Origin of the sequence: Streptomyces sp. ALB3 (assembly GCF_044385685.1) — a bacterium.
Lineage (GTDB): Bacteria > Actinomycetota > Actinomycetes > Streptomycetales > Streptomycetaceae > Streptomyces.
The window spans coordinates 83112-100506 of sequence record NZ_JBISCE010000039.1 but is presented as its reverse complement, the minus strand read 5'-3'; the positions used below and the strand labels follow the sequence as shown (position 1 = coordinate 100506).

Sequence of the window (17395 nt, the reverse complement as noted above, 5' to 3'; positions counted from 1 at the left end):
GCCGAATCTATCGGAGCCCACGCGCGAGAGGCCTGCCGGACGGGACCCGGCGGACAGGGTCCGGGATGTGTCCGCCACTCGTCACAGGGCTCCGCGTCGGCGATGAAGCCGGCCACGCGACGTCGTCGATCGCGAGCCACGGCGCGACGGCCACCGCCGTGGGAGTGAGCCCGGCGAACGACTTGACCTCGCGATGCAGGTGGGACTGGTCGGCGTAGCCACTCTCGGCGGCGACGCCGGCGGCGGCGTGACCCGCCGCGAGAAGGCGGGCGGCGTGGTCGAACCGCACCAGTCGGGCGGCGCGTTTGGGCGTGATACCGAGCTGGGCCCGGAAGCGGGCCGACAGACGCTTCCGGCTCCAGCCGACCTCGTCCGCAAGGCCGTCGACCCGCGCACGCCCCCGGCCGGCCCGCATCTGCCGCCAGGCGAAGGCGACCTCCGGGTCGACTGCCGGCCCGCTGCCCAGGCGCCGGCCGAGGAGGTCCGCCGCGATCGTGAACCGTTCGTCCCATGACGCGGCGGCGCGCAGCCTGTCCTCGGTCCGTCCGGCGTCGCGGCCCCAGACGTCGTCGAGCGACACCACGGCCCCGGTGAGCTCGGTCGCCGTGCCGAGCACGACAGCCGCTGCGGCAGGATCCAGCCGGATCTGGAGGCACTCGCCCACCCGGCCGCCCGCCCGGAGATCGCCGGGGAGGAGCCCGACCACGGCACTGCCGCGGACGTCCCGGCCACGGGTGCGGTGGACGAGGCCCTCGCCCTCGCTCAGGTCGATGAACAAGGTGACGGAGGGATGCGCGACCATCGCGATGTCCACGGATGCCGGGGCACGGTGGCGGAACCCGGCCATGCTGACCCCCGGCAGCCGATGCGACGAGCGGTGCACGGCGATGTCCACGAGCGACCAGTCGAGTGGTGCCCCTGTCGACAGCATGCGACCAGCCTAGACCTCGTCAAGGGCGGTGTGTCGGAAGTCAGTTGCCGCGAAATCGAGGAGCAGTCCGCTGGTCGCCCCGGGCGCTTCGAGCATGGGCATGTGCCCGACCCCGGGCAATTGCTCGACCCGCGCGTTCGGCACCGCGTCGTACCGGTGCACCGAGGACGGGTCCCAACGGGGGTCGGCGGAGCCGAAGACGGCCAGGACCGGCACGTCGAGGGCGGCCAGACGCTCGGGCACACTCCGCTCGGCGATGTACTCCGTGTTCCGGCGCAGCACCGTCCTGAACGTTCGGTACGTGGTGCCCCGCATGTCGGCGACCATGTCGTCCGGGACATCCACCGGCCGGGCAGCCGTCGCCCCGATCCCCTTCCGGATCATCGCGTCCGAACGCCTCGACCACAGGAGAGGGCCGAACGGCGGGCCCAGCAGGACGCGAAGGACGAGCGGCTGCGGGAGGAGCGCGTCGGTGCCCGGGCCGGTGCTGATCAACGCGATCGACCTCACCAGGTCCGGGCGCCGTTCGGCGAGCGCGGTGGCGACGTAGCCGCCACTGGAATGTCCGACCACGGTGACGGGACCGAGGCCGAGGCGGTCCAGGTGCGCCGCTACCCCGGCCGCCTGCTCGGGCACGGCGTAGGACGCCGCGGGTGGTGACTGACCGCAGCCCGGGAGATCGACCCGGAGGACGTGATGATGACCGGCGAGTGCCGGGACCATCGGACTCCAGGAACCGCCCGAGGCGCCCGATCCGTGGACGAGCAGCAGCGGTGGCGCCTGCCGGGGGCCGTCCTGGACCACATGCATTCCCTGTACGTGCTCAACGTCGTACTCAGTCATGCGGGTGATGATGCGTGGGGTGTCGGCCATCGGTCTTGTACGAATGTCGTGGTCGAGCTGACGACTGCGTTCGGTCATCACGGCATCAGGCGAGGTGCGGACCCCGGTTACCGAAGACGCCCTACTCCCATTCCGCGTCGACGTATCCGAGGCGCCGGTTCATGGCGATGACGCCCGTGTTGGCCGGGTGGTGGACGGTGCGTACGCGGTCCACCCCGCACAGGGCCGCGAACCCTGTGCCGTACGTCTTCATGGCGAGCGCGATGCCCCGGCCCCGGTAGGCGGCCCTGACCCCGGTCATCTCGTTGAAGACGTGCCCCGACGCACGCCTGTCCGAGGTCGCCGCCATGCCGCACCACTCGTCGCCGTCGAGTGCGATCACGACGCCGCGAGGGTCGTACGAGGGCACGGCGAGCCGCCGCTCGACGTACTGGTCGTAGGTGTGGAACGCGCCGCGGCCGGGGATGTCCGCCGAGCACTCCTTGTTGAGCTCGTACAGGCGGTGCCACCGGCTTTCGGTGTCACCCAGCTCGGCCATCGTGGTCAGCCGGATGCCCGTGTCGCGGCAGCGCTCGACGTACGGGGCGAAGCGTGCGGCCCGGAAGGTGGTGACGTCGAGCTCCAGCTTCACCCAGCGGATGTCCGGCACCTATCGGAGCCCGTCCACGAAGGCCTGCCAGGCGTCGGCGCCCAGGACGAGTACGGGGCCCGCCGGGTTCTTGCTGTCGCGGACGGGAACGGACGCGGAGCAGCCGTCGGCCACCTCGACGCAGTCGCCGCCGGTGCTGCCGCTGTACGAGGACTTACGCCATGCCGCGCCGCCGGTGACGGTGCACTCGACGCAGTCACCGCCGGTGTTGCCGCTGTAGCTGGACTTACGCCACGCCGTGCTCTTCGAGTCCGGGCCGATTGCCATAACGCTCCTCCATCACACGGGCGATCAGAGCCGCGGAATCCTCGACGGAGAGGGCTGCGGCCTGCAAGTGAGCGTAACGGCGCGCGGCCTCTCTGATGGTTTCGGTGTTCGCGGTCATGTGGCCGGAGATCAGGTCCTCGGTGTAGATGATGTCCGGGTCGTTGTCGAAGCGCAGAAGGTTGAACGGCCCATCCAGACTTGAATGTTGGCCCGCTGCGAACGGCAGCACCTGGACCCGCATCCACCGGTGCCCGGTGAACTCCAACAGACGGGCGAGTTGGTTCCGCATGACCTGTCGCCCGCCGATCGGCCGGTGCAGCACCGCCTCGTCCAGGATCGCCCACGCGAGGGGCGGTTGCTTCCGCTCCAGGACACGCTGGCGTTCCATCCGTGCCGCGAGGAGACCATCCAGGTCATCGGGCATGCCGGTGGTGAGTACCGCCCGCGCGTACTCCTCCGTCTGTAGCAGCCCGTACACCAACTGCGCCTGGTACGTGGAGATGTACGTCGCCCGTGCCTCCATGTCCGCGTACTGCTGGAACCACGTCGGCAGTTGGCTCCGCAGGACCAGGCCGACCAGCCGCGAGAACACCCCGTCCGTGCCGAGCGCGGCGTCCAGGCGTTCCGAGAAGTCGCGGGTGGGCACCTTCTTCGTCGTCTCGATCTGGCCGATCAGCGAGCCGGTACAGAAGATGATCTCGCCGAGCTGGCCCTGGCGCAGGCCGTGCGCCTCCCGTTGGCGGCGCAACTCCCAGCCGTAGTAGTCCAACGGGGAAGCACTGGGGTCGAGTGACTGCACGTTGGCCACGGCGGAGGCGCCTCTCGCTACAACGCCTCGCGGCGTTCGTTTCGGATCGTGGCCGAGAGTAACCAACGCACTGCACTCTGGTGACATGAATCACGTATCCGATACCCGGACCGGTGACGTCGAGGGCGCGGTCTATCGCGCCGACCTCGCGATGGGTGAGCACTCCGCCCGTCATCTGCGCCGCATCCTGCGGCTGTACCTCACCGGCTGGGGTTTGCTCGGCGTGGCGGACTCGGCGGAGCTCGCCCTCACCGAGCTGATCGCCAACGTCGTGCGGCACGTCCCGGGCCGCCGCTGCCAGACCCTGATCCACCTGCTTCCGGCCGGAGGCGTGCGGGTGGAGGTCGCGGACCCGTGTCCCCGGCTGCCCCGCCCGGCCGTAGGGGACCCGCTGGACGAGGGCGGGCGGGGGCTGAGGCTGGTCGACGCCGTCACCGACAGCTGGGGCGTGGAGGTGCGCCGGGACGGCTGTGGGAAGACGGTCTGGTTCGAGTGTTCTCAGCGGGAGGCGCCGAGCTCCGCCAGCACCGCGTCGGTGAACGGTGTCCACACCTCGGCGGCCCACGGTCCGAAGGCCCGGTCCGTCAACGCGACGCAGGCCGCGCCCGCCGCCGGGTCGACCCACAGGAACGTGCCGGACTGGCCGAAGTGGCCGAAGGTGGCGGGTGAGGACGAAAGGCCGGTCCAGTGCGGTGACTTGGAGTCGCGGATCTCGAAGCCGAGTCCCCAGTCGTTGGGGTTCTGGTGACCGTAGCCGGGGAGCACGCCCTTGAGGCCGGGGTGGACGACGGTCTGCGCCTGAAGGACCGTGCGCGGGTCGAGGAGGCGCGGGGCCTGCACCTCGGCCGCGAACCGCACCAGGTCGTCCACGGTCGAGACGCCGTCCTTCGCGGGGGAGCCCTCCACGGTCGTCGACGTCATGCCCAGGGGCTCGAGGACGGCCTGGCGCACGTACTCCGGGAACGGGATCTCCGTCGCCTTCGCGAGGTGGTCGCCGAGCACCTCGAAGCCCGCGTTGGAATACAGCCTGCGGGTGCCGGGGGGCGCGGTGACCCGGTGCTCGTCGAAGGCGAGCCCGCTGGTGTGTGCGAGGAGGTGGCGGACGGTCGATCCCTCGGGGCCGGCCGGTTCGTCCAGCTCGACGGCGCCCTCCTCGTAGGCCACCAGTGCCGCGTACGCCGCGAGCGGCTTGGTCACCGAAGCCAGCGGGAAGCGGTGGGCGGTGGGACCATGGGTACCCAGGAGCGTGCCGTCCGAGGTGAGGACGGCGGCTGCCGCGGTGGGGACGGGCCAGTTCTCGATCATCGCCAGGCTCTGCATGCGTACGAGCCTAACGGGAGCCCGATTCCGGATCGCCACCCGTTTGCGCTTGCCTGGAGTGCACTCCAGGGTTCTAGCGTGGAGGCATGACGGTGATGGAGAGCGTTTCCGCACGGACCGACACCTGCGCTTCTGCCCCGAAGGCCCATCCGCGCCCCGAGGGGCAGGACCACTACACCATCAGCGAGGTCGTCGCCTTCAGCGGGCTCACCGCCCACACGCTCCGCTGGTACGAGCGGATCGGCCTGATGCCGCACGTGAACCGCTCCCACACGGGGCAGCGGCGGTTCAGCAACCGCGACCTGGACTGGCTGGCCTTCGTCGGCAAGCTGCGGCTGACCGGGATGCCGGTCGCCGACATGGTCAGGTACGCGGAACTGCTCCGCGAGGGGGACCACACCTTCGCCGAACGGCAGGAGCTGCTGGAGGCGACCCGGCGCGACGTGAGGACACGGATCGCCGAACTCCAGGGAACCCTGGCCGTGCTCGACCACAAGATCGAATTCTATGGCGGCGCCCGTGCGGCGCCGGAAAGGGCCTGAGGCCATGAGTGACACCGGAAAGATCGCTACAGCGGAGCTCGGAACCGGAGGCCCGCAGGTAGGTGTCCAGGGGCTCGGCTGCATGGGGATCAGCGAGTTCTACGGGGCCACCGACGAGGCCGCCGCCAGGGACACCCTGGAAGCGGCGCTGGAAGCCGGCGTGACGCTCTTCGACACGGCGGACATATACGGGCGCGGGGCGAACGAGACGTTCCTCGCGCCGTTCGTCCGGGAACACCGGGACGAGATCACGCTGGCGACGAAATTCGCCGTCGAGCGGACCGATGACCCGCACTACCGAGGCGTGCGCAACGATCCGGCGTACATCCGTGAGGCCGTCGAGGGCAGTCTGCGCAGGCTGGGCACCGACGTCATCGACCTGTACTACATGCACCGCCGCGACCCCCTCGTCCCGTTCGCCGAATCGGTGGGCGCGATGGCCGAGCTGGTGCGGCAGGGCAAGGTCAGGCAGCTCGGACTGAGCGAGGTCACCGGGGACGAGCTCCGTGCCGCGCACGCCGTGCACCCGATCGCGGCCCTGCAGTCCGAATGGTCGCTCTTCAGCCGGGACGTGGAACACAGCGCCGTGCCCGCGGCCGTCGAGCTCGGGGTCACCTTCGTGCCGTACTCCCCGCTCGGCCGGGGATTCCTGACCGGTTCCTTCACGGACGCGGCCACGGACCTGTCACCGGACGACTTCCGCACGCACCAGCCGCGCTTCACCGGCGAGAACGCGAAGACCAACGCGGCCCTGCTGGAGCCCGTGCACAAGGTGGCGGCGGCGCACGGGGCGACGGCCGCACAGGTCGCCCTGGCCTGGGTGCAGCAGCGCGCACAGGTGCACGGGCTGACCGTGGTGCCGATCCCCGGCACCCGTAAGCGCAGCCGTCTGCTGGAGAACGTGGCCGCGACCCGGCTGACACTGACGGACCGGGAGCTGGAGCTGCTGGAGCCCATCGCGGGCCAGGTGGCGGGCGACCGCTACCCGGACATGAGCAGCACGGCCACCGCCCGCGAGTAGCGCGAGCGGGCGGCCCCCGGCCCCGCGTCAGGCCTGAGCGTCCTGAGGCCACCGCTGCTGCCCTTGGTACCCGTGGTTCCCGGCGGCCGCGTCGACGTGTGAGGGGGCGAGGCCGCTCATGTCCTGGCCGTAGGGCGCGTACGGAGGCGTTTCGCCCTCCCCGGAGGTGCCGGACGACGGTGACCAGGCCTCGCCTGTGCCCGCGCTCGCGTACACGGCCCGGCCGAACCCGTGGGAGGGGGCCTCGACGGGCCGGGGGAACTCGTGGGTGACGCGCCGGTGACGGCCCCGGTCGAGGCGTACCTGCGCGAAGCGGCCGTTCGCGTACAGCAACTGGGCCCGGGAGACCAGCTGAGGGAGCCCGACCCCGAGCTGAGCGGCAAGGGTCACGGCGTCCGTGCCCTTGGTCCAGCCCTCCACGAGCAGGGTGTCGTGAGCATGCGACCACTCCCTCGCTCCCGTGGTCCCCGCCGATGACACCTGCTGGGCCGGGAACGTCCCGGCACGGGGTGACGGGATGGAAGGCTGCGCGGGCTCCGGCCGCGCCGCGACCGCGGGCCTCGCGCTCCTGGGCGGTGGCGAGGGGGCGCTGTCCTCGGAGGTGTCCTCCGGCGCCGCACCGGAGTCCGGAGGACCGGCCGGCTGATGGTCGAGCAGTGCCCCCGCGAGTGAGCGGGCATCGCTCTTCCCCACGGTACGGCGGGCGATCCGCACCTCCCGTTCGTTCAGCCCCAGCAACTCGGCCACCGCGGCATCGCTACCCACAGTGACGGCGAAAGCGGCAAGAGTCCTTGCCCGTTCCGCCTGGGCCCCGTCGAATACCGACTGCGCCTCACGCACACGGTCGTCCGCACCGCAGAAGGCGTCAGCCAAAACGGCATGCCGCCTCCACATCTCCCTGGCTTCCACGCTCGGTCAACGCCGTGGCGGCTGAATAGGCTTCAGTGACGTCCTGAAATGACCCGATTGGGCCTGTGGGGTCATACCTGATGACGATCAGGCCGCAGCGTGTTCCCGGACGTTCGTGCTTTTTGTCCGTGTGTCCGGATCGCTTTCGGCCATCACTTCACATGGCCGGCGTGTTCTTCTGCAGACGGAGTATCCGCAAGGTCCGCTCCGTCTCCTCCTGGTGATGCCGGTAGGAGACGAGCCGGTGCCACTCCGGATCCGGGACACCGGGAAGGGTGCTGCCGCGAGCGGCCCACAGCCTGGACAGTTCCCCGTACATCGGCGTTCCCGGTCTTTCCCGGGCCGCCGACGCGAGAGCCGGGGGCGGTGGCGACGACCCGGGGCGTCCCGCGGCCCTGGGGCCGGGCACGCCACCCGTCCTCCGCGCCGTGCGCTCCGTGTGGTCCGCGAGGAAGGACGCGTAGCCGGTGCCCGACACGGTCGCCGAGGCCTCAGATGTACTCATGCCTCGGAAACGAACCACGGCGCCTCTTGTCACTACCCCCGGCCGGCCCCTCGCGTGAACGGGTTCCGTACCGGCCGCCTCAGGCCAGCCGGAGCGCGAACACCGCGAACCCCAGCCCCAGCAGCCCGGCCGCCGCCCGGCGGGCGTGCCCCGCCCGGCTTCCCGTCTCCCACGGCGCCTCGAACCGGCGGGCGTACCGGGAGATCACCACCAGCAGGGCGGCGAACAACGGCATCCACGCCAGCCGCGCCAGGATCCAGCCCGCCGAGTCCGGGCTCGTCGTCAGCCCGGGCACCGCGCCGGCGAACGACGCGGGCACGGCCGCGGCCAGCATCGCCGTCTGGTGCCAGCACAGGACCGTCATCGCCGACAGGTTGACCACCACCACGGGGGCCCACAGCGCGGGGCGGCGCAGCGCCCGGCCGATCCGGCCGTGCAGCAGGATCGCCGCACCGCTCTGCGCCGAGGCCAGCGCCAGGACCAGCAGCGACGGCGGATGCGAGTTCGTCCGCGCCTCGCCCGGTACGCCGACCATCGACGCCGGGTAGTCGAAGGCGAGCAGCAGCACGGCGAACAGGGCCGTACCGCCGGCGAGCAGGAGCCGGGCGCCGCCCCGGGAAAGGCGGCCCTGGCCCCAGCAGACGCCGAGCTGGTAGGCGAAGAGCCAGCCGGGGAGGAGGTTCAGCACACCGAGCCAGGAGGGCACCGCCTCCGCGTAGGGCCCGTAGCGCAGGAAGTCGACCACGGCGACCGATCCGACCAGCGGGACCGCCGCCCAGCCGCCGGCCCGCCGGGCCAGACGCACGCAGTACGGGGTGAGCGCGGTGACCACGGCGTACACCCCGACGAACCAGAGCGGCTGGATCACCAGCTTCGCCCCCGTGCGCAAGGTGGCCTCCGGCACACCCGCCGCGTACAGCACCGGAATCATCAGCGCCCACACAGCGGTCACGCCCAGGACCGGCCTGCCCAGGCGGACCATCCGGCCACGGAGCCACGCCCCGGTGGTGGACGGCCTGCGGTGGTAGGACAGGACGGAGGCGTAGCCGCCGACCAGGAAGAAGACACCCAGCATCTGGAGCACCCAGCTGACCGGGGAGAGACCGGGGAACGCGGCCAGGGGGCTGGCGTTGTGCAGCGTGCCCCCCGCGCCCAGGTCGAACCCGCCGAGCAGCCAGTGGCCGGCAGGCACCGCCATCAGCGCGAGGGCGCGCAACCCGTCGACCGCGCGGTCACGGTGAGCGGGCGTTCCCGCGTCGATCCGGGAGACCAGCTGCCGCACGCTCATCGGGAGGCCCCCTCGGCGATGGCGGCGAAGGCGCGGAGCGAGTCCGTGCCGGGAACGAAGTACCCGGTGTGCCCCACGGCGTCCTCCGCGGGCACCCGGCGCGCGCCGAACTCCTCGCCGGCCGGGTCGGCACCGTGCCCGAGGCCCGCCACCTCCACGTGCGGCACGTCGTCGATCCAGTCGGTGTCGGCCTTGGCCGCCCAGACCCGCGCCCCGGTGCGCAGACCGGCCACGTCGCCGGCGCGCATCCCGGGTGAGCCGAGGACGACCAGGTCCGCGGCACCGAGCCCGGAGGCGGCGAGCCCGCACACCACCGAGCCGTAGCTGTGGCAGAACACGGCGGGCGCGGGCAGCGCGTCCGCCGCCAGCCCCGCGGTGAACCGGGTCAGCCGCCCGGCCCCCGCCTCGGCCAGACCACCGGTCGCCGCGTCCAGACCGAGTCCGACCGGGGTGGTGTAACCGGCCCAGGCGATCACCGCGTGGCCGGGGCCCGTCTCGGCGTACAGCGACTTCGCCATGCCCGCGGGCGTGCCGTACACGTCACCGCGCCGGTCGAAGGTGCCGGCGTCGATGTCCGACCCGGGCACGACGACCGACACGTGGCGCGCGGAGCGCAGGTCCCCGAACACCTCGGCGACCTGGCCGCGCCCTCGCGGGTCGAAGGCGAGGATCTGCCGGCCGGGCCGGGCGAGCCCGGCGTACCGGGGGTCCTGGGAGGCCCGCAGCGCACGGGCGTTGGCGCGGTAGCGGAGCTCCAGCGGCGCCCCGTCCAGATTGCCCACCACCGAAGGGTGCCGCTCCAGCAGGTGCTCCCGCCCGGGGGCGCTCAGCCCGCGGAAGAAGCGCCGCACCTCTGCCGGACGCGCGCGGGCAGGGTCGGGCAGCTCCCGCCCCAGCACCCCGTCGGCACGCCAGGAGGCGGTGCCGGGAGGCGGCCCGGTCACCGCCCGCTGGGTGCTCCCGGACGCCCAGCCGGCCGTCCCCGCCACCACGGCTGCCGCCAGTGCGACCGCGGTCAGCGTCCTCGTGAACCGGCTCATCATGCCCTCCCCGTACGGCGTCAGCACACCGTTCGGCGCGCCGGGAGGAAGGTAGGAAGAGGACGGGTGGCAAGGCGTCACCCCGCGGAGCCAACCGTCCGGTCATACCGGGGTAGGGGGCGTACGGGGGGACGGCCCCACCCCGCGCCGGGGGGTACCGGGGAGCTACGCCTCCCCGGGGGCCACCAGCCCCGACTCGTACGCGAAGATCACGGCCTGCGCCCGGTCCCGCAGCCCGAGCTTGGCCAGGACCCGGCCGATGTGGGTCTTCACCGTCTGCTCGGCCAGCACCAACCGTGCCGCGATCTCCTGGTTCGACAGGCCCCGGGCGATCAGCTCCAGGACCTCCGTCTCACGCGGGGTCAGGCCGTTCAGGCGCAGCGCCGGCCCGCCGGACGGTGCGGCCGGCCGCTGCCGCGCGAAGTCCGCGATGAGCCGCCGTGTCACCGACGGCGCGAGCAGCGCGTCCCCCGCCGCCACCACCCGCACCGCCGAGATCAGGTCCGCCGGCGGCGCGTCCTTCAGGAGGAACCCGGACGCCCCGGCGCGCAGCGCCTCGTAGACGTAGTCGTCGACGTCGAACGTGGTGAGCATGAGCAACTTCGGCCGGTGCACCACCCCCACCGGTGGACTCAACAGCTCGCGGGCGGCGGCCAGGCCGTCCATCTCGGGCATCCGGACGTCCATCAGGACGACGTCCGGATGCGCCGTCCTGCTGACCTCGACGCCCCTGCGCCCGTCCGGGGCCTCGCCCACCACGTCGATGTCGCTCTGCGCCGCCAGCAACGCGGCGAACCCGGCCCGCACCATGGCCTGGTCGTCGACGATGATCACGCGGATGGTCACGGTTCCTCCGGGGTCAGGGATGCCGAGGGCGGCTGGGGCGGCGGCAGCGGGAGCCGCGCGGCCACCCGGTAGCCCCCGTCCGGCAGGGGGCCGGTGTCGAGGGTGCCGCCGGTCAACCGTACGCGTTCACGCATGCCGACCAGCCCGTGTCCCGTCCCCGACGTCTCCAGGGGCGAACCCGGCTCCTGCGGACGGTCGTTGACGACCAGCACCGTCAGATGGCCGTCGCGTGCCGTGACCGACACCCGCGTCCGCGCCCCGGGCGCGTGCCGGACCACGTTGGCCAGTGCCTCCTGCACGATGCGGTACGCCGACAGGTCGACGGCCTGCGGCACACCGCCCCGCTCCACCGCCTCCAGCACGTCCGCCGCCAGCGACAACTCGGCCGGCAGCCCCGCCCGTACCGTCGCCTCCACGAGCTGCTGCACCCGGTCGAGACCCGGCTGCGGAGCCAGTTCGCCCCGGCTGCCGTCACTGCGCAGCACCGACAGCAGACGCCGCATCTCGGCCAGCGACTCCCGGGCACCGGCGGCGATGGACGTGAACTCCGCCCGCGCCTCGTCGGAGAGCCCGCTGATCCGGTACGGAGCCGAGTCGGCCTGCACCGTGATCACCGACATGTGGTGCGCGACCACGTCGTGGAGCTCGCGGGCGATGCGTGTGCGCTCCTCCAGCAGGGTCCGCCGCGCGCGCTCGGTCTCGCTGATGGACCACTGCTCGACGAGCCGGCGCTGCGCCTCGCTCCGTTCCCGTACCGACGCACCGATCACGAGCACCACCGCGCCGAGTATGAACAGCAGGAGCGCGCCGCCGTCGCTGCGCACGGGCGCGACCAGGTGCAGCAGCAGCCCGGCCGCGCCCGTCACCAGCCACACGCCGGTCACGGTCCGCCGGCTCTCCCGCAGCCCCAGGGCCAGCAGCACGAAGAGGTACCCGACGATCGCCGGCGGGGTCCACGGCCAGATGGTGCCGTGCTGCTCCGGCCGCCCCAGCAGGACGAGGGCGCCCACCACGTCGGCGGTGAGGACGATCCACCAGGCCTGCAACGGCCGGTGCGCCAGCATCAGGAGAGGGGCGGCCTGGCCGACGGCCAGGGCACCGGCGACCCCGCCGGGCAGCCCGTAGTCGCCGGTCAGCACGGCGGTCGTGACGGGGACGAAGACGGCGGTGAGCGCGACCACCACGGCGTACGGCAGCAGTCGCAGCCAGCGGCGCGGGGACCCGGCGAACAGAGGGGCCGGCGGATGGGACGCGTGGGACAGCCCGTGGGCGAGCTCGCGCAGATTGCGGCGGGCGGCGCTCAGCAGACCGTCGGCGGGCGGTGGCCCGGCGGGAGATGGGGACATGATCGGGTCAGAGTAGGCGCGGAGCGCTCCGGGCGGCGTCATACCGGGGGGTGGACCGCGGGGCCCCGGCCCCCCGTACGGGAGTAGGGGCCGGGGCGGAGCGCCCCGGCCGCAGCCGGTTCCGCCCCGGCCTAGAGCTCGGCGAGGAGCTCCGTCTTCTTCGCGCTGTACTCCGCGTCCGTCACCAGCCCCGCCTGGTGCAGGTCCCCGAGGTGGCGTATCCGCTCGGCGATGTCCGCCGGGTCACGCCGGGCGCCGCCGACCGGGACGGGAGCGGTCGCCACCGGTACGGACTGGGTCCGGCGGACGGACTCCAGGACCGCCGCGGCGAAGGGCAGCGACTCGTGGACCGGTCCGTAGCCCAGACCGAACACGACGGTGGCGGGGTCCTGGTCCGGCTGGGCACGCGCCACGGGCGCCCCGCCCGCACCGGGCACCGGGTCCGGCGCGGGACCGCCCGCCTCGGAATCCGCCGCGGCGCCGCGCGGCACCAGCCGGAGGTAACCCTCGAAGGCCTCAGGTGAACGCCACTCGATTCCGGCCAGTTCCTTCACGGGGAAGGTCTGGTCGCCCGCCTTCCACTTGGCGCTCGACGCCCCCGTCCAGAACCACCGGAAGGACACCAGGGAACCGTCGAAGCCCGCCCGGCCGTCGTACGCCTTGAAGTGCAGGGGCGGCTCGGGAGCCGTCACCATGAAGCGCTCGGCGGGCAGGGAGGCCTCGGGGCCGAGCACGGCCCGCACCTCGTCGGCGTAGTACTCGGCGAGCGTCTCCCGTTCGGCCGGCAGCACCAGCCGGTACGGGTCGGCACCCTCCTTGAGCTGCCCCGCAGCCGCATCCAGCAGCGGATCGGCACCGGGTCTCGGCACCGCGTGCAGGACCACCGTGCCCCGCTTGCCCGGGGTCAGAGTCACCGACGAGAGCGCCGCGTACGGAACGCGGCGTTCACGCAGACTCTGGAAGAGCCTCGGCGTGCGGATCCCCCGTTCGAAGCGGATGATCACGGAGTCGGTGTCGAACTCCCAGGTGGCATGAATTCCGGCCAGCACATCACCCATGTGCCTCATCGTATGTGGCACAGGCCCGCACGTCCCCCTTCGGTACCGGCAGAATCGCGAGCGGGCACGCAGGCCGTTCGCCGTTCTCTACGCGCGTCAGACGCCTCTCTACGCGCGTCAGACCTCCGCGTCGCCGGAGATCTCGCGGTGGCAGGTGCCGTCGGAGGGCGCGCAGCTGACCGAGTCGTAGGCCCCCACGCCGATCGCGGCGAAGTTGCTGAGGCTCTCCGTGCCCGGCTCGAAATACCCGCTGTGCCCGACCGCGCCGCTCGCCGACACGATCCGCGCGCCGAAGGCCGGGTCGACCGGATCGGCACCGTGCCCCAGTCCGCCGACCGCCATGTTCGGCACGTCCTCGATCCAGTCGTCGCTGTCGCGCATCGCCCACACCCTGGCCCGGGTCTGCAGCGCGTCGGCGCTGTCCGCCCGCATCCCGGGACTGCCGGCGACCGCGATGTCGGACACCCGGGACGGCAGCTCGCGCGCGGCCAGACCGCACAGCACGGAACCGTAGCTGTGGCAGAACAGCGAGACGTCCGAGGTGCCGGGCAGCGCCGTCACCAGGGCGTTCAGCCGCACCGCGCCCTGCGCCGCCAGTCCGCCCAGCGCGGCGTCCATGCCGATTCCGGCGGGCGCCGTGTAGTCGGCCCACGCGATGACCGCCGTACGCGAACCCGGGCGCGCCGAGCGCTCGGCGCCGTACAGCGACTGCGCCATGCCGACGGGAGCCGCGTTCCTCCTGACGCCGCTGCGCTCCAGCGTCAGGAGGTTCGTGTCCACCCCCGGCACGACGACCGAGACCCGCTCGGCGCGGTCGAGGTCGCCGAACACCTCGGCGGCCCGGCCCCGGCCCGACGGGTCGAAGGTGAGGATCTGCCGGTCACCGGCCAGCAGGGAGCGGAAGCGTGCCAGCCGGAGCACGGCCTGATGCCGCCCGTCCGGCGAGAGCTGCGTGTCCCGCGTCCGTTGTTCCTCGGCGGCTTCCGCCTGCGCCAGGGCGTGCCGGTTCGCCCGGTACCGCAAGGTGACCGGCGCGCCGTTCAGGTTCCCCACCACCAGCGGGTACTTGTCGGCCAGGGCGACCTGCTGGCCCGCCGTGAGCGTCGCGAAGAAGTGCGCCAGCCGGTACGCCGGAGCGCTCACGTCCGGGAGGCCGTGACCTGCTATCCGGTCCTTCGCCCACGAGGCGAGCGCCGTCTCACGCGGTGCGGCGGAGTGCTGCTGACGCACCGCGGTCCATCCGGTGGTCGCCAGCATCACGAACACCACCGCGATGGCGAGCAGCGCGCGCCACGCGGTGAGAGTGGGGGAGGAGTCGAAGGAAGTCACTGCGCCCCACCCTAGGAGACGCGCACGGGGCGTCGTCGCAGGGGTGACGCGGATCACTCGACCGCGGGGAATGGGCGGCCCGTTCCTCACGCTCCGTGCGCGACGGATCCACGCTGCGGTGCGTCGGGCCTCCGCCGGACGCGTGGAACGGCGGGCAGCAACCGGCCTTTGTGAGTTCGGCCATGCGGCCGCGGTGAGGAGTGCGGCACACCTGTGCGGTGCGCGTAAAGGAGGGCCTATGCGGCGCGCCAGCTACCGGAGAGCGCAGGTCCGAGCTGGTCCAGGTGCAGTTCGGTGAGATCCCGCAGCGCGTCCACACCCGCGTCCGGCCTCCGGCCCCACAGCTGTCCGGTCATCCGCAGCACCCCGGTGAAGGCGGCCACCGCGACCCGGGGGCGGGGATCGGACTCCGGGTCGAGACCCTCACGCTCCGCGATCAGCACGACGGTCTGCTGCTCCAGGCCGATGTTGCGCCGCATGTGCGCGGCGTGCAGCGCGGGGGTCGATTCGATCATCCGGTAGGCGCGCATCTGGAGCTCGGCCGTGACGTCCTCGTCGTCGGTTTCGGCGACCGTGCTCCAGGCGTCCACCGCCGCCCTGCGCATCGCCTCGAAAGGGGCCTCCGAGGCGGGGCGCCGGCGCAGCTCCGCGAGGAAGCGGGCGTCCACCGCCTCCTGGACGGCGAAGGCGACGGCCTCCTTGTTCGCGAAGTAGCGGAAGAAGGTGCGCTGGGAGACCTCGACGGCGTCGACGATCTCGTCCACCGTGGTCCGCTCGTACCCCTGCGTGGTGAAGAGCCTGAGGGCGGCGTGCAGGAGGGCCTCGCGGGTGCGCCGTTTCTTGCGTTCGCGCAACCCGGCCGAAGCCTCTGGCGCGGCGGCCCCGGATGTCTGCCTGCGTGTCACGTACAGGACCTCTTCTCGCTGCTTTTCCCTGCTCAGCCTACCTGTGAGCTACGTGACAGTTACTGTCTTGTGAATTGGTTTGTCAACTGTCAGTGGCTGACATAACGTCCTGTGCATGACTAGTCAGACCACTGTCGAGAAGGCGCCGCGGGAGCCTGAAGACACCCTTGTTCCCGCCCCGGCGAAAGGGCTGCGCGGCCATCCCTGGCTGACGCTCTTCGCCGTCGCCATCGGCGTGATGATGGTGGCGCTCGACGGCACGATCGTCGCGATCGCCAACCCCGCCATCCAGCAGGACCTCGGCGCCTCGCTCGCCGACGTCCAGTGGATCACCAACGGCTACATGCTCGCCCTCGCGGTCTCCCTGATCACCGCCGGCAAGCTCGGTGACCGCTTCGGCCACCGCCAGACGTTCCTCATAGGCATCGCGGGCTTCGCCGTCGCCTCGGCCGCCATCGGCCTCTCCGACAGCGTCTCCCTCGTGATCTTCTTCCGGGTGCTGCAGGGCCTGTTCGGCGCGCTCCTCATGCCTGCGGCGCTGGGGTTGCTCCGCGCCACCTTCCCCGCCGAGAAGCTCAACATGGCGATCGGCATCTGGGGCATGGTGATCGGTGCCTCGACCGCGGCCGGGCCCATCCTCGGCGGCGTGCTCGTGGAGCACGTCAGCTGGCAGTCCGTGTTCTTCATCAACGTGCCCGTCGGTGTGGTCGCGCTCCTCTTCGGCCTCGTGATCCTCCGTGACCACCGCGCCGAGAACGCCCCCAGGTCCTTCGACATCGGCGGCATCGTGCTGCTGTCGCAGGCGATGTTCTGCCTCGTCTGGTCGCTGATCAAGGGCTCGGAGTGGGGCTGGGGCGACTGGAAGACACTCGGCTTCCTGGGCGCCGCCCTCGTCCTCTTCTTCGTCTTCGCGCTCTCCCAGAAGAACGTCCGCGAGCCGCTGATCCCGCTGGCCATGTTCCGCTCCGTGCCGCTGTCCGCCGGTGTGGTCCTGATGGTGCTGATGGCGTTCGCTTTCATGGGCGGCCTCTTCTTCGTCACCTTCTACCTGCAGAACGTCCATGGCATGAGCCCGGTGGACAGCGGCCTGCACCTGCTGCCACTGACCGGCATGATGATCGTCGGCTCCCCGCTCGCGGGCGTCGCGATCACCAGGTTCGGCCCGCGCGTACCGCTGGTCGGCGGCATGGTGTCCGTCGCGGTCGCCATGTTCGGCATGTCGCAGCTGACCATCGGCACCGGCACGCTGACCATGTCGCTCTGGTTCGCCCTGCTCGGATTCGGTCTCGCGCCGGTCATGGTCGGCGCCACGGAGGTCATCGTGGGGAACGCCCCCATGGAGCTCTCCGGTGTCGCGGGCGGACTCCAGCAGGCCGCCATGCAGGTCGGCGGCAGTCTCGGTACGGCCGTGCTGGGCGCCGTCATGGCGGCCCAGGTCGACGCGAAGCTCGGCGACAACTGGAAGGCCGCGGAGCTCCCGCCGGTCGACCCGGCACAGCTGGAGCAGGCGTCCGCCGCCATCAAGGTCGGCATGCCGCCGGTCGCCTCCGACACCCCGCCGGAGATCGCGGCGAAGATCACTGGCGTCGCCCATGACACGTTCGTGTCGGGCATGAGTTCGGCCTTCATGGTCGCCGGCATCGTCGCCGTGGCCGCCGCCCTGGTGGCCACCCTCGCCAAGCGCGGCACGAACGCCGAGGCCGGGATGGGCGCGGGCCACATCTGACCCCGCGGCGACGTCCCGGGCAGCCCCTGGGCCCAGGCGTCAACACAGCGCATCCGACAGCC

At 72.1% G+C, this 17395-nt stretch carries 18 protein-coding genes and 1 pseudogene; 4 read left to right on the top strand and 15 right to left on the bottom strand.

Annotation, left to right across the window (positions count from 1 at the left end; all coding sequences use genetic code 11):
* Positions 1-7: 7 nt before the first annotated feature.
* The 5 genes from ACHFIV_RS25205 to ACHFIV_RS25185 all read right to left on the bottom strand — a co-directional run bounded on the left by ACHFIV_RS25205 (position 8) and on the right by ACHFIV_RS25185 (position 3498).
* Positions 8-931: a helix-turn-helix domain-containing protein gene (locus tag ACHFIV_RS25205; RefSeq protein WP_398973257.1), complete on the bottom strand. Its 924-nt coding sequence runs from the start codon at positions 929-931 to the stop codon at positions 8-10.
* A gap of 9 nt (positions 932-940) precedes the next feature.
* On the bottom strand, positions 941-1774 hold the full coding sequence (locus ACHFIV_RS25200; RefSeq protein ID WP_398973254.1) for an alpha/beta fold hydrolase: 834 nt from the start codon (positions 1772-1774) through the stop codon (positions 941-943).
* A 121-nt stretch (positions 1775-1895) separates the two neighbouring features.
* Positions 1896-2423 carry a GNAT family N-acetyltransferase gene (locus tag ACHFIV_RS25195; protein WP_398973252.1) on the bottom strand — a complete coding sequence of 176 codons (528 nt, stop codon included), beginning with the start codon at positions 2421-2423 and terminating at the stop codon, positions 1896-1898.
* Positions 2424-2690 (bottom strand): DUF397 domain-containing protein, encoded by a 267-nt coding sequence (locus ACHFIV_RS25190; protein ID WP_398973249.1) that lies wholly within the window; start codon positions 2688-2690, stop codon positions 2424-2426. It lies immediately after the preceding gene.
* Entirely contained in the window at positions 2650-3498 is an 849-nt protein-coding gene (locus ACHFIV_RS25185) for a helix-turn-helix domain-containing protein (protein ID WP_398973246.1), read from the bottom strand. Before ACHFIV_RS25185 ends, ACHFIV_RS25190 begins: the two co-directional genes overlap by 41 nt.
* Before the next feature lie 85 nt (positions 3499-3583).
* On the opposite strand from ACHFIV_RS25185, the pseudogene ACHFIV_RS25180 reads away from it, so the two are divergent.
* A pseudogene (locus ACHFIV_RS25180) lies at positions 3584-3994 on the top strand (ATP-binding protein); the annotation flags it as partial.
* 2 nt (positions 3995-3996) lie between these two features.
* On the opposite strand, the gene ACHFIV_RS25175 reads toward ACHFIV_RS25180, so the two are convergent.
* Entirely contained in the window at positions 3997-4818 is an 822-nt protein-coding gene (locus ACHFIV_RS25175; RefSeq protein WP_398973243.1) for a serine hydrolase domain-containing protein, read from the bottom strand.
* Between the two features lie 86 nt (positions 4819-4904).
* Between ACHFIV_RS25175 and ACHFIV_RS25170 the strand changes: the two genes are divergently transcribed.
* Together ACHFIV_RS25170 and ACHFIV_RS25165 are read left to right on the top strand one after the other, a co-directional pair.
* Positions 4905-5360, top strand: coding sequence for a MerR family transcriptional regulator (locus ACHFIV_RS25170; protein WP_398973241.1), 456 nt, complete (start codon positions 4905-4907; stop codon positions 5358-5360).
* A 4-nt stretch (positions 5361-5364) separates the two neighbouring features.
* On the top strand, positions 5365-6381 hold the full coding sequence (locus tag ACHFIV_RS25165) for an aldo/keto reductase (RefSeq protein WP_398973239.1): 1017 nt from the start codon (positions 5365-5367) through the stop codon (positions 6379-6381).
* A gap of 27 nt (positions 6382-6408) precedes the next feature.
* On the opposite strand, the gene ACHFIV_RS25160 is transcribed toward ACHFIV_RS25165, so the two are convergent.
* The 9 genes from ACHFIV_RS25160 to ACHFIV_RS25120 form a co-directional block, all read right to left on the bottom strand.
* Positions 6409-7128: a hypothetical protein gene (locus tag ACHFIV_RS25160; protein ID WP_398973236.1), complete on the bottom strand. Its 720-nt coding sequence runs from the start codon at positions 7126-7128 to the stop codon at positions 6409-6411.
* Between the two features lie 319 nt (positions 7129-7447).
* Complete coding sequence (locus ACHFIV_RS25155) at positions 7448-7795, bottom strand: hypothetical protein (protein ID WP_398973234.1); 348 nt, start codon at positions 7793-7795, stop codon at positions 7448-7450.
* 79 nt (positions 7796-7874) lie between these two features.
* On the bottom strand, positions 7875-9083 hold the full coding sequence (locus tag ACHFIV_RS25150; RefSeq protein ID WP_398973232.1) for an acyltransferase: 1209 nt from the start codon (positions 9081-9083) through the stop codon (positions 7875-7877).
* A complete protein-coding gene (locus ACHFIV_RS25145) occupies positions 9080-10123 on the bottom strand; it encodes an alpha/beta hydrolase (protein ID WP_398973231.1) in 1044 nt (347 codons plus the stop codon). Before ACHFIV_RS25145 ends, ACHFIV_RS25150 begins: the two co-directional genes overlap by 4 nt.
* 165 nt (positions 10124-10288) lie before the next feature.
* On the bottom strand, positions 10289-10969 hold the full coding sequence (locus ACHFIV_RS25140; RefSeq protein WP_398973228.1) for a response regulator: 681 nt from the start codon (positions 10967-10969) through the stop codon (positions 10289-10291).
* Positions 10966-12315, bottom strand: coding sequence for a sensor histidine kinase (locus ACHFIV_RS25135; protein ID WP_398973225.1), 1350 nt, complete (start codon positions 12313-12315; stop codon positions 10966-10968). Before ACHFIV_RS25135 ends, ACHFIV_RS25140 begins: the two co-directional genes overlap by 4 nt.
* A 131-nt stretch (positions 12316-12446) precedes the next feature.
* Positions 12447-13373: a DUF4429 domain-containing protein gene (locus ACHFIV_RS25130; protein ID WP_398973222.1), complete on the bottom strand. Its 927-nt coding sequence runs from the start codon at positions 13371-13373 to the stop codon at positions 12447-12449.
* 117 nt (positions 13374-13490) lie between these two features.
* Complete coding sequence (locus ACHFIV_RS25125; protein WP_398973219.1) at positions 13491-14702, bottom strand: alpha/beta hydrolase; 1212 nt, start codon at positions 14700-14702, stop codon at positions 13491-13493.
* 236 nt (positions 14703-14938) lie between these two features.
* Complete coding sequence (locus ACHFIV_RS25120; protein WP_398973216.1) at positions 14939-15607, bottom strand: TetR family transcriptional regulator; 669 nt, start codon at positions 15605-15607, stop codon at positions 14939-14941.
* Between the two features lie 238 nt (positions 15608-15845).
* Between ACHFIV_RS25120 and ACHFIV_RS25115 the strand changes: the two genes are divergently transcribed.
* The gene (locus tag ACHFIV_RS25115) at positions 15846-17333 is read left to right on the top strand and encodes an MFS transporter (RefSeq protein WP_398973575.1); all 1488 of its coding nucleotides are present in this window, start codon (positions 15846-15848) and stop codon (positions 17331-17333) included.
* The last annotated feature ends 62 nt before the right edge of the window (positions 17334-17395 follow it).

Coding starts and splice junctions, on each gene's coding strand:
- ACHFIV_RS25145 (WP_398973231.1), bottom strand. CDS start 10,123: ATGAGCCGGTTCACGAGGACGCTGACCGCGGTCGCACTGGCGGCAGCC.
- ACHFIV_RS25155 (WP_398973234.1), bottom strand. CDS start 7,795: ATGAGTACATCTGAGGCCTCGGCGACCGTGTCGGGCACCGGCTACGCG.
- ACHFIV_RS25205 (WP_398973257.1), bottom strand. CDS start 931: ATGCTGTCGACAGGGGCACCACTCGACTGGTCGCTCGTGGACATCGCC.
- ACHFIV_RS25135 (WP_398973225.1), bottom strand. CDS start 12,315: ATGTCCCCATCTCCCGCCGGGCCACCGCCCGCCGACGGTCTGCTGAGC.
- ACHFIV_RS25150 (WP_398973232.1), bottom strand. CDS start 9,083: ATGAGCGTGCGGCAGCTGGTCTCCCGGATCGACGCGGGAACGCCCGCT.
- ACHFIV_RS25175 (WP_398973243.1), bottom strand. CDS start 4,818: ATGCAGAGCCTGGCGATGATCGAGAACTGGCCCGTCCCCACCGCGGCA.
- ACHFIV_RS25115 (WP_398973575.1), top strand. CDS start 15,846: ATGATGGTGGCGCTCGACGGCACGATCGTCGCGATCGCCAACCCCGCC.
- ACHFIV_RS25190 (WP_398973249.1), bottom strand. CDS start 2,690: ATGGCAATCGGCCCGGACTCGAAGAGCACGGCGTGGCGTAAGTCCAGC.
- ACHFIV_RS25165 (WP_398973239.1), top strand. CDS start 5,365: ATGAGTGACACCGGAAAGATCGCTACAGCGGAGCTCGGAACCGGAGGC.
- ACHFIV_RS25130 (WP_398973222.1), bottom strand. CDS start 13,373: ATGGGTGATGTGCTGGCCGGAATTCATGCCACCTGGGAGTTCGACACC.
- ACHFIV_RS25170 (WP_398973241.1), top strand. CDS start 4,905: ATGACGGTGATGGAGAGCGTTTCCGCACGGACCGACACCTGCGCTTCT.
- ACHFIV_RS25200 (WP_398973254.1), bottom strand. CDS start 1,774: ATGACTGAGTACGACGTTGAGCACGTACAGGGAATGCATGTGGTCCAG.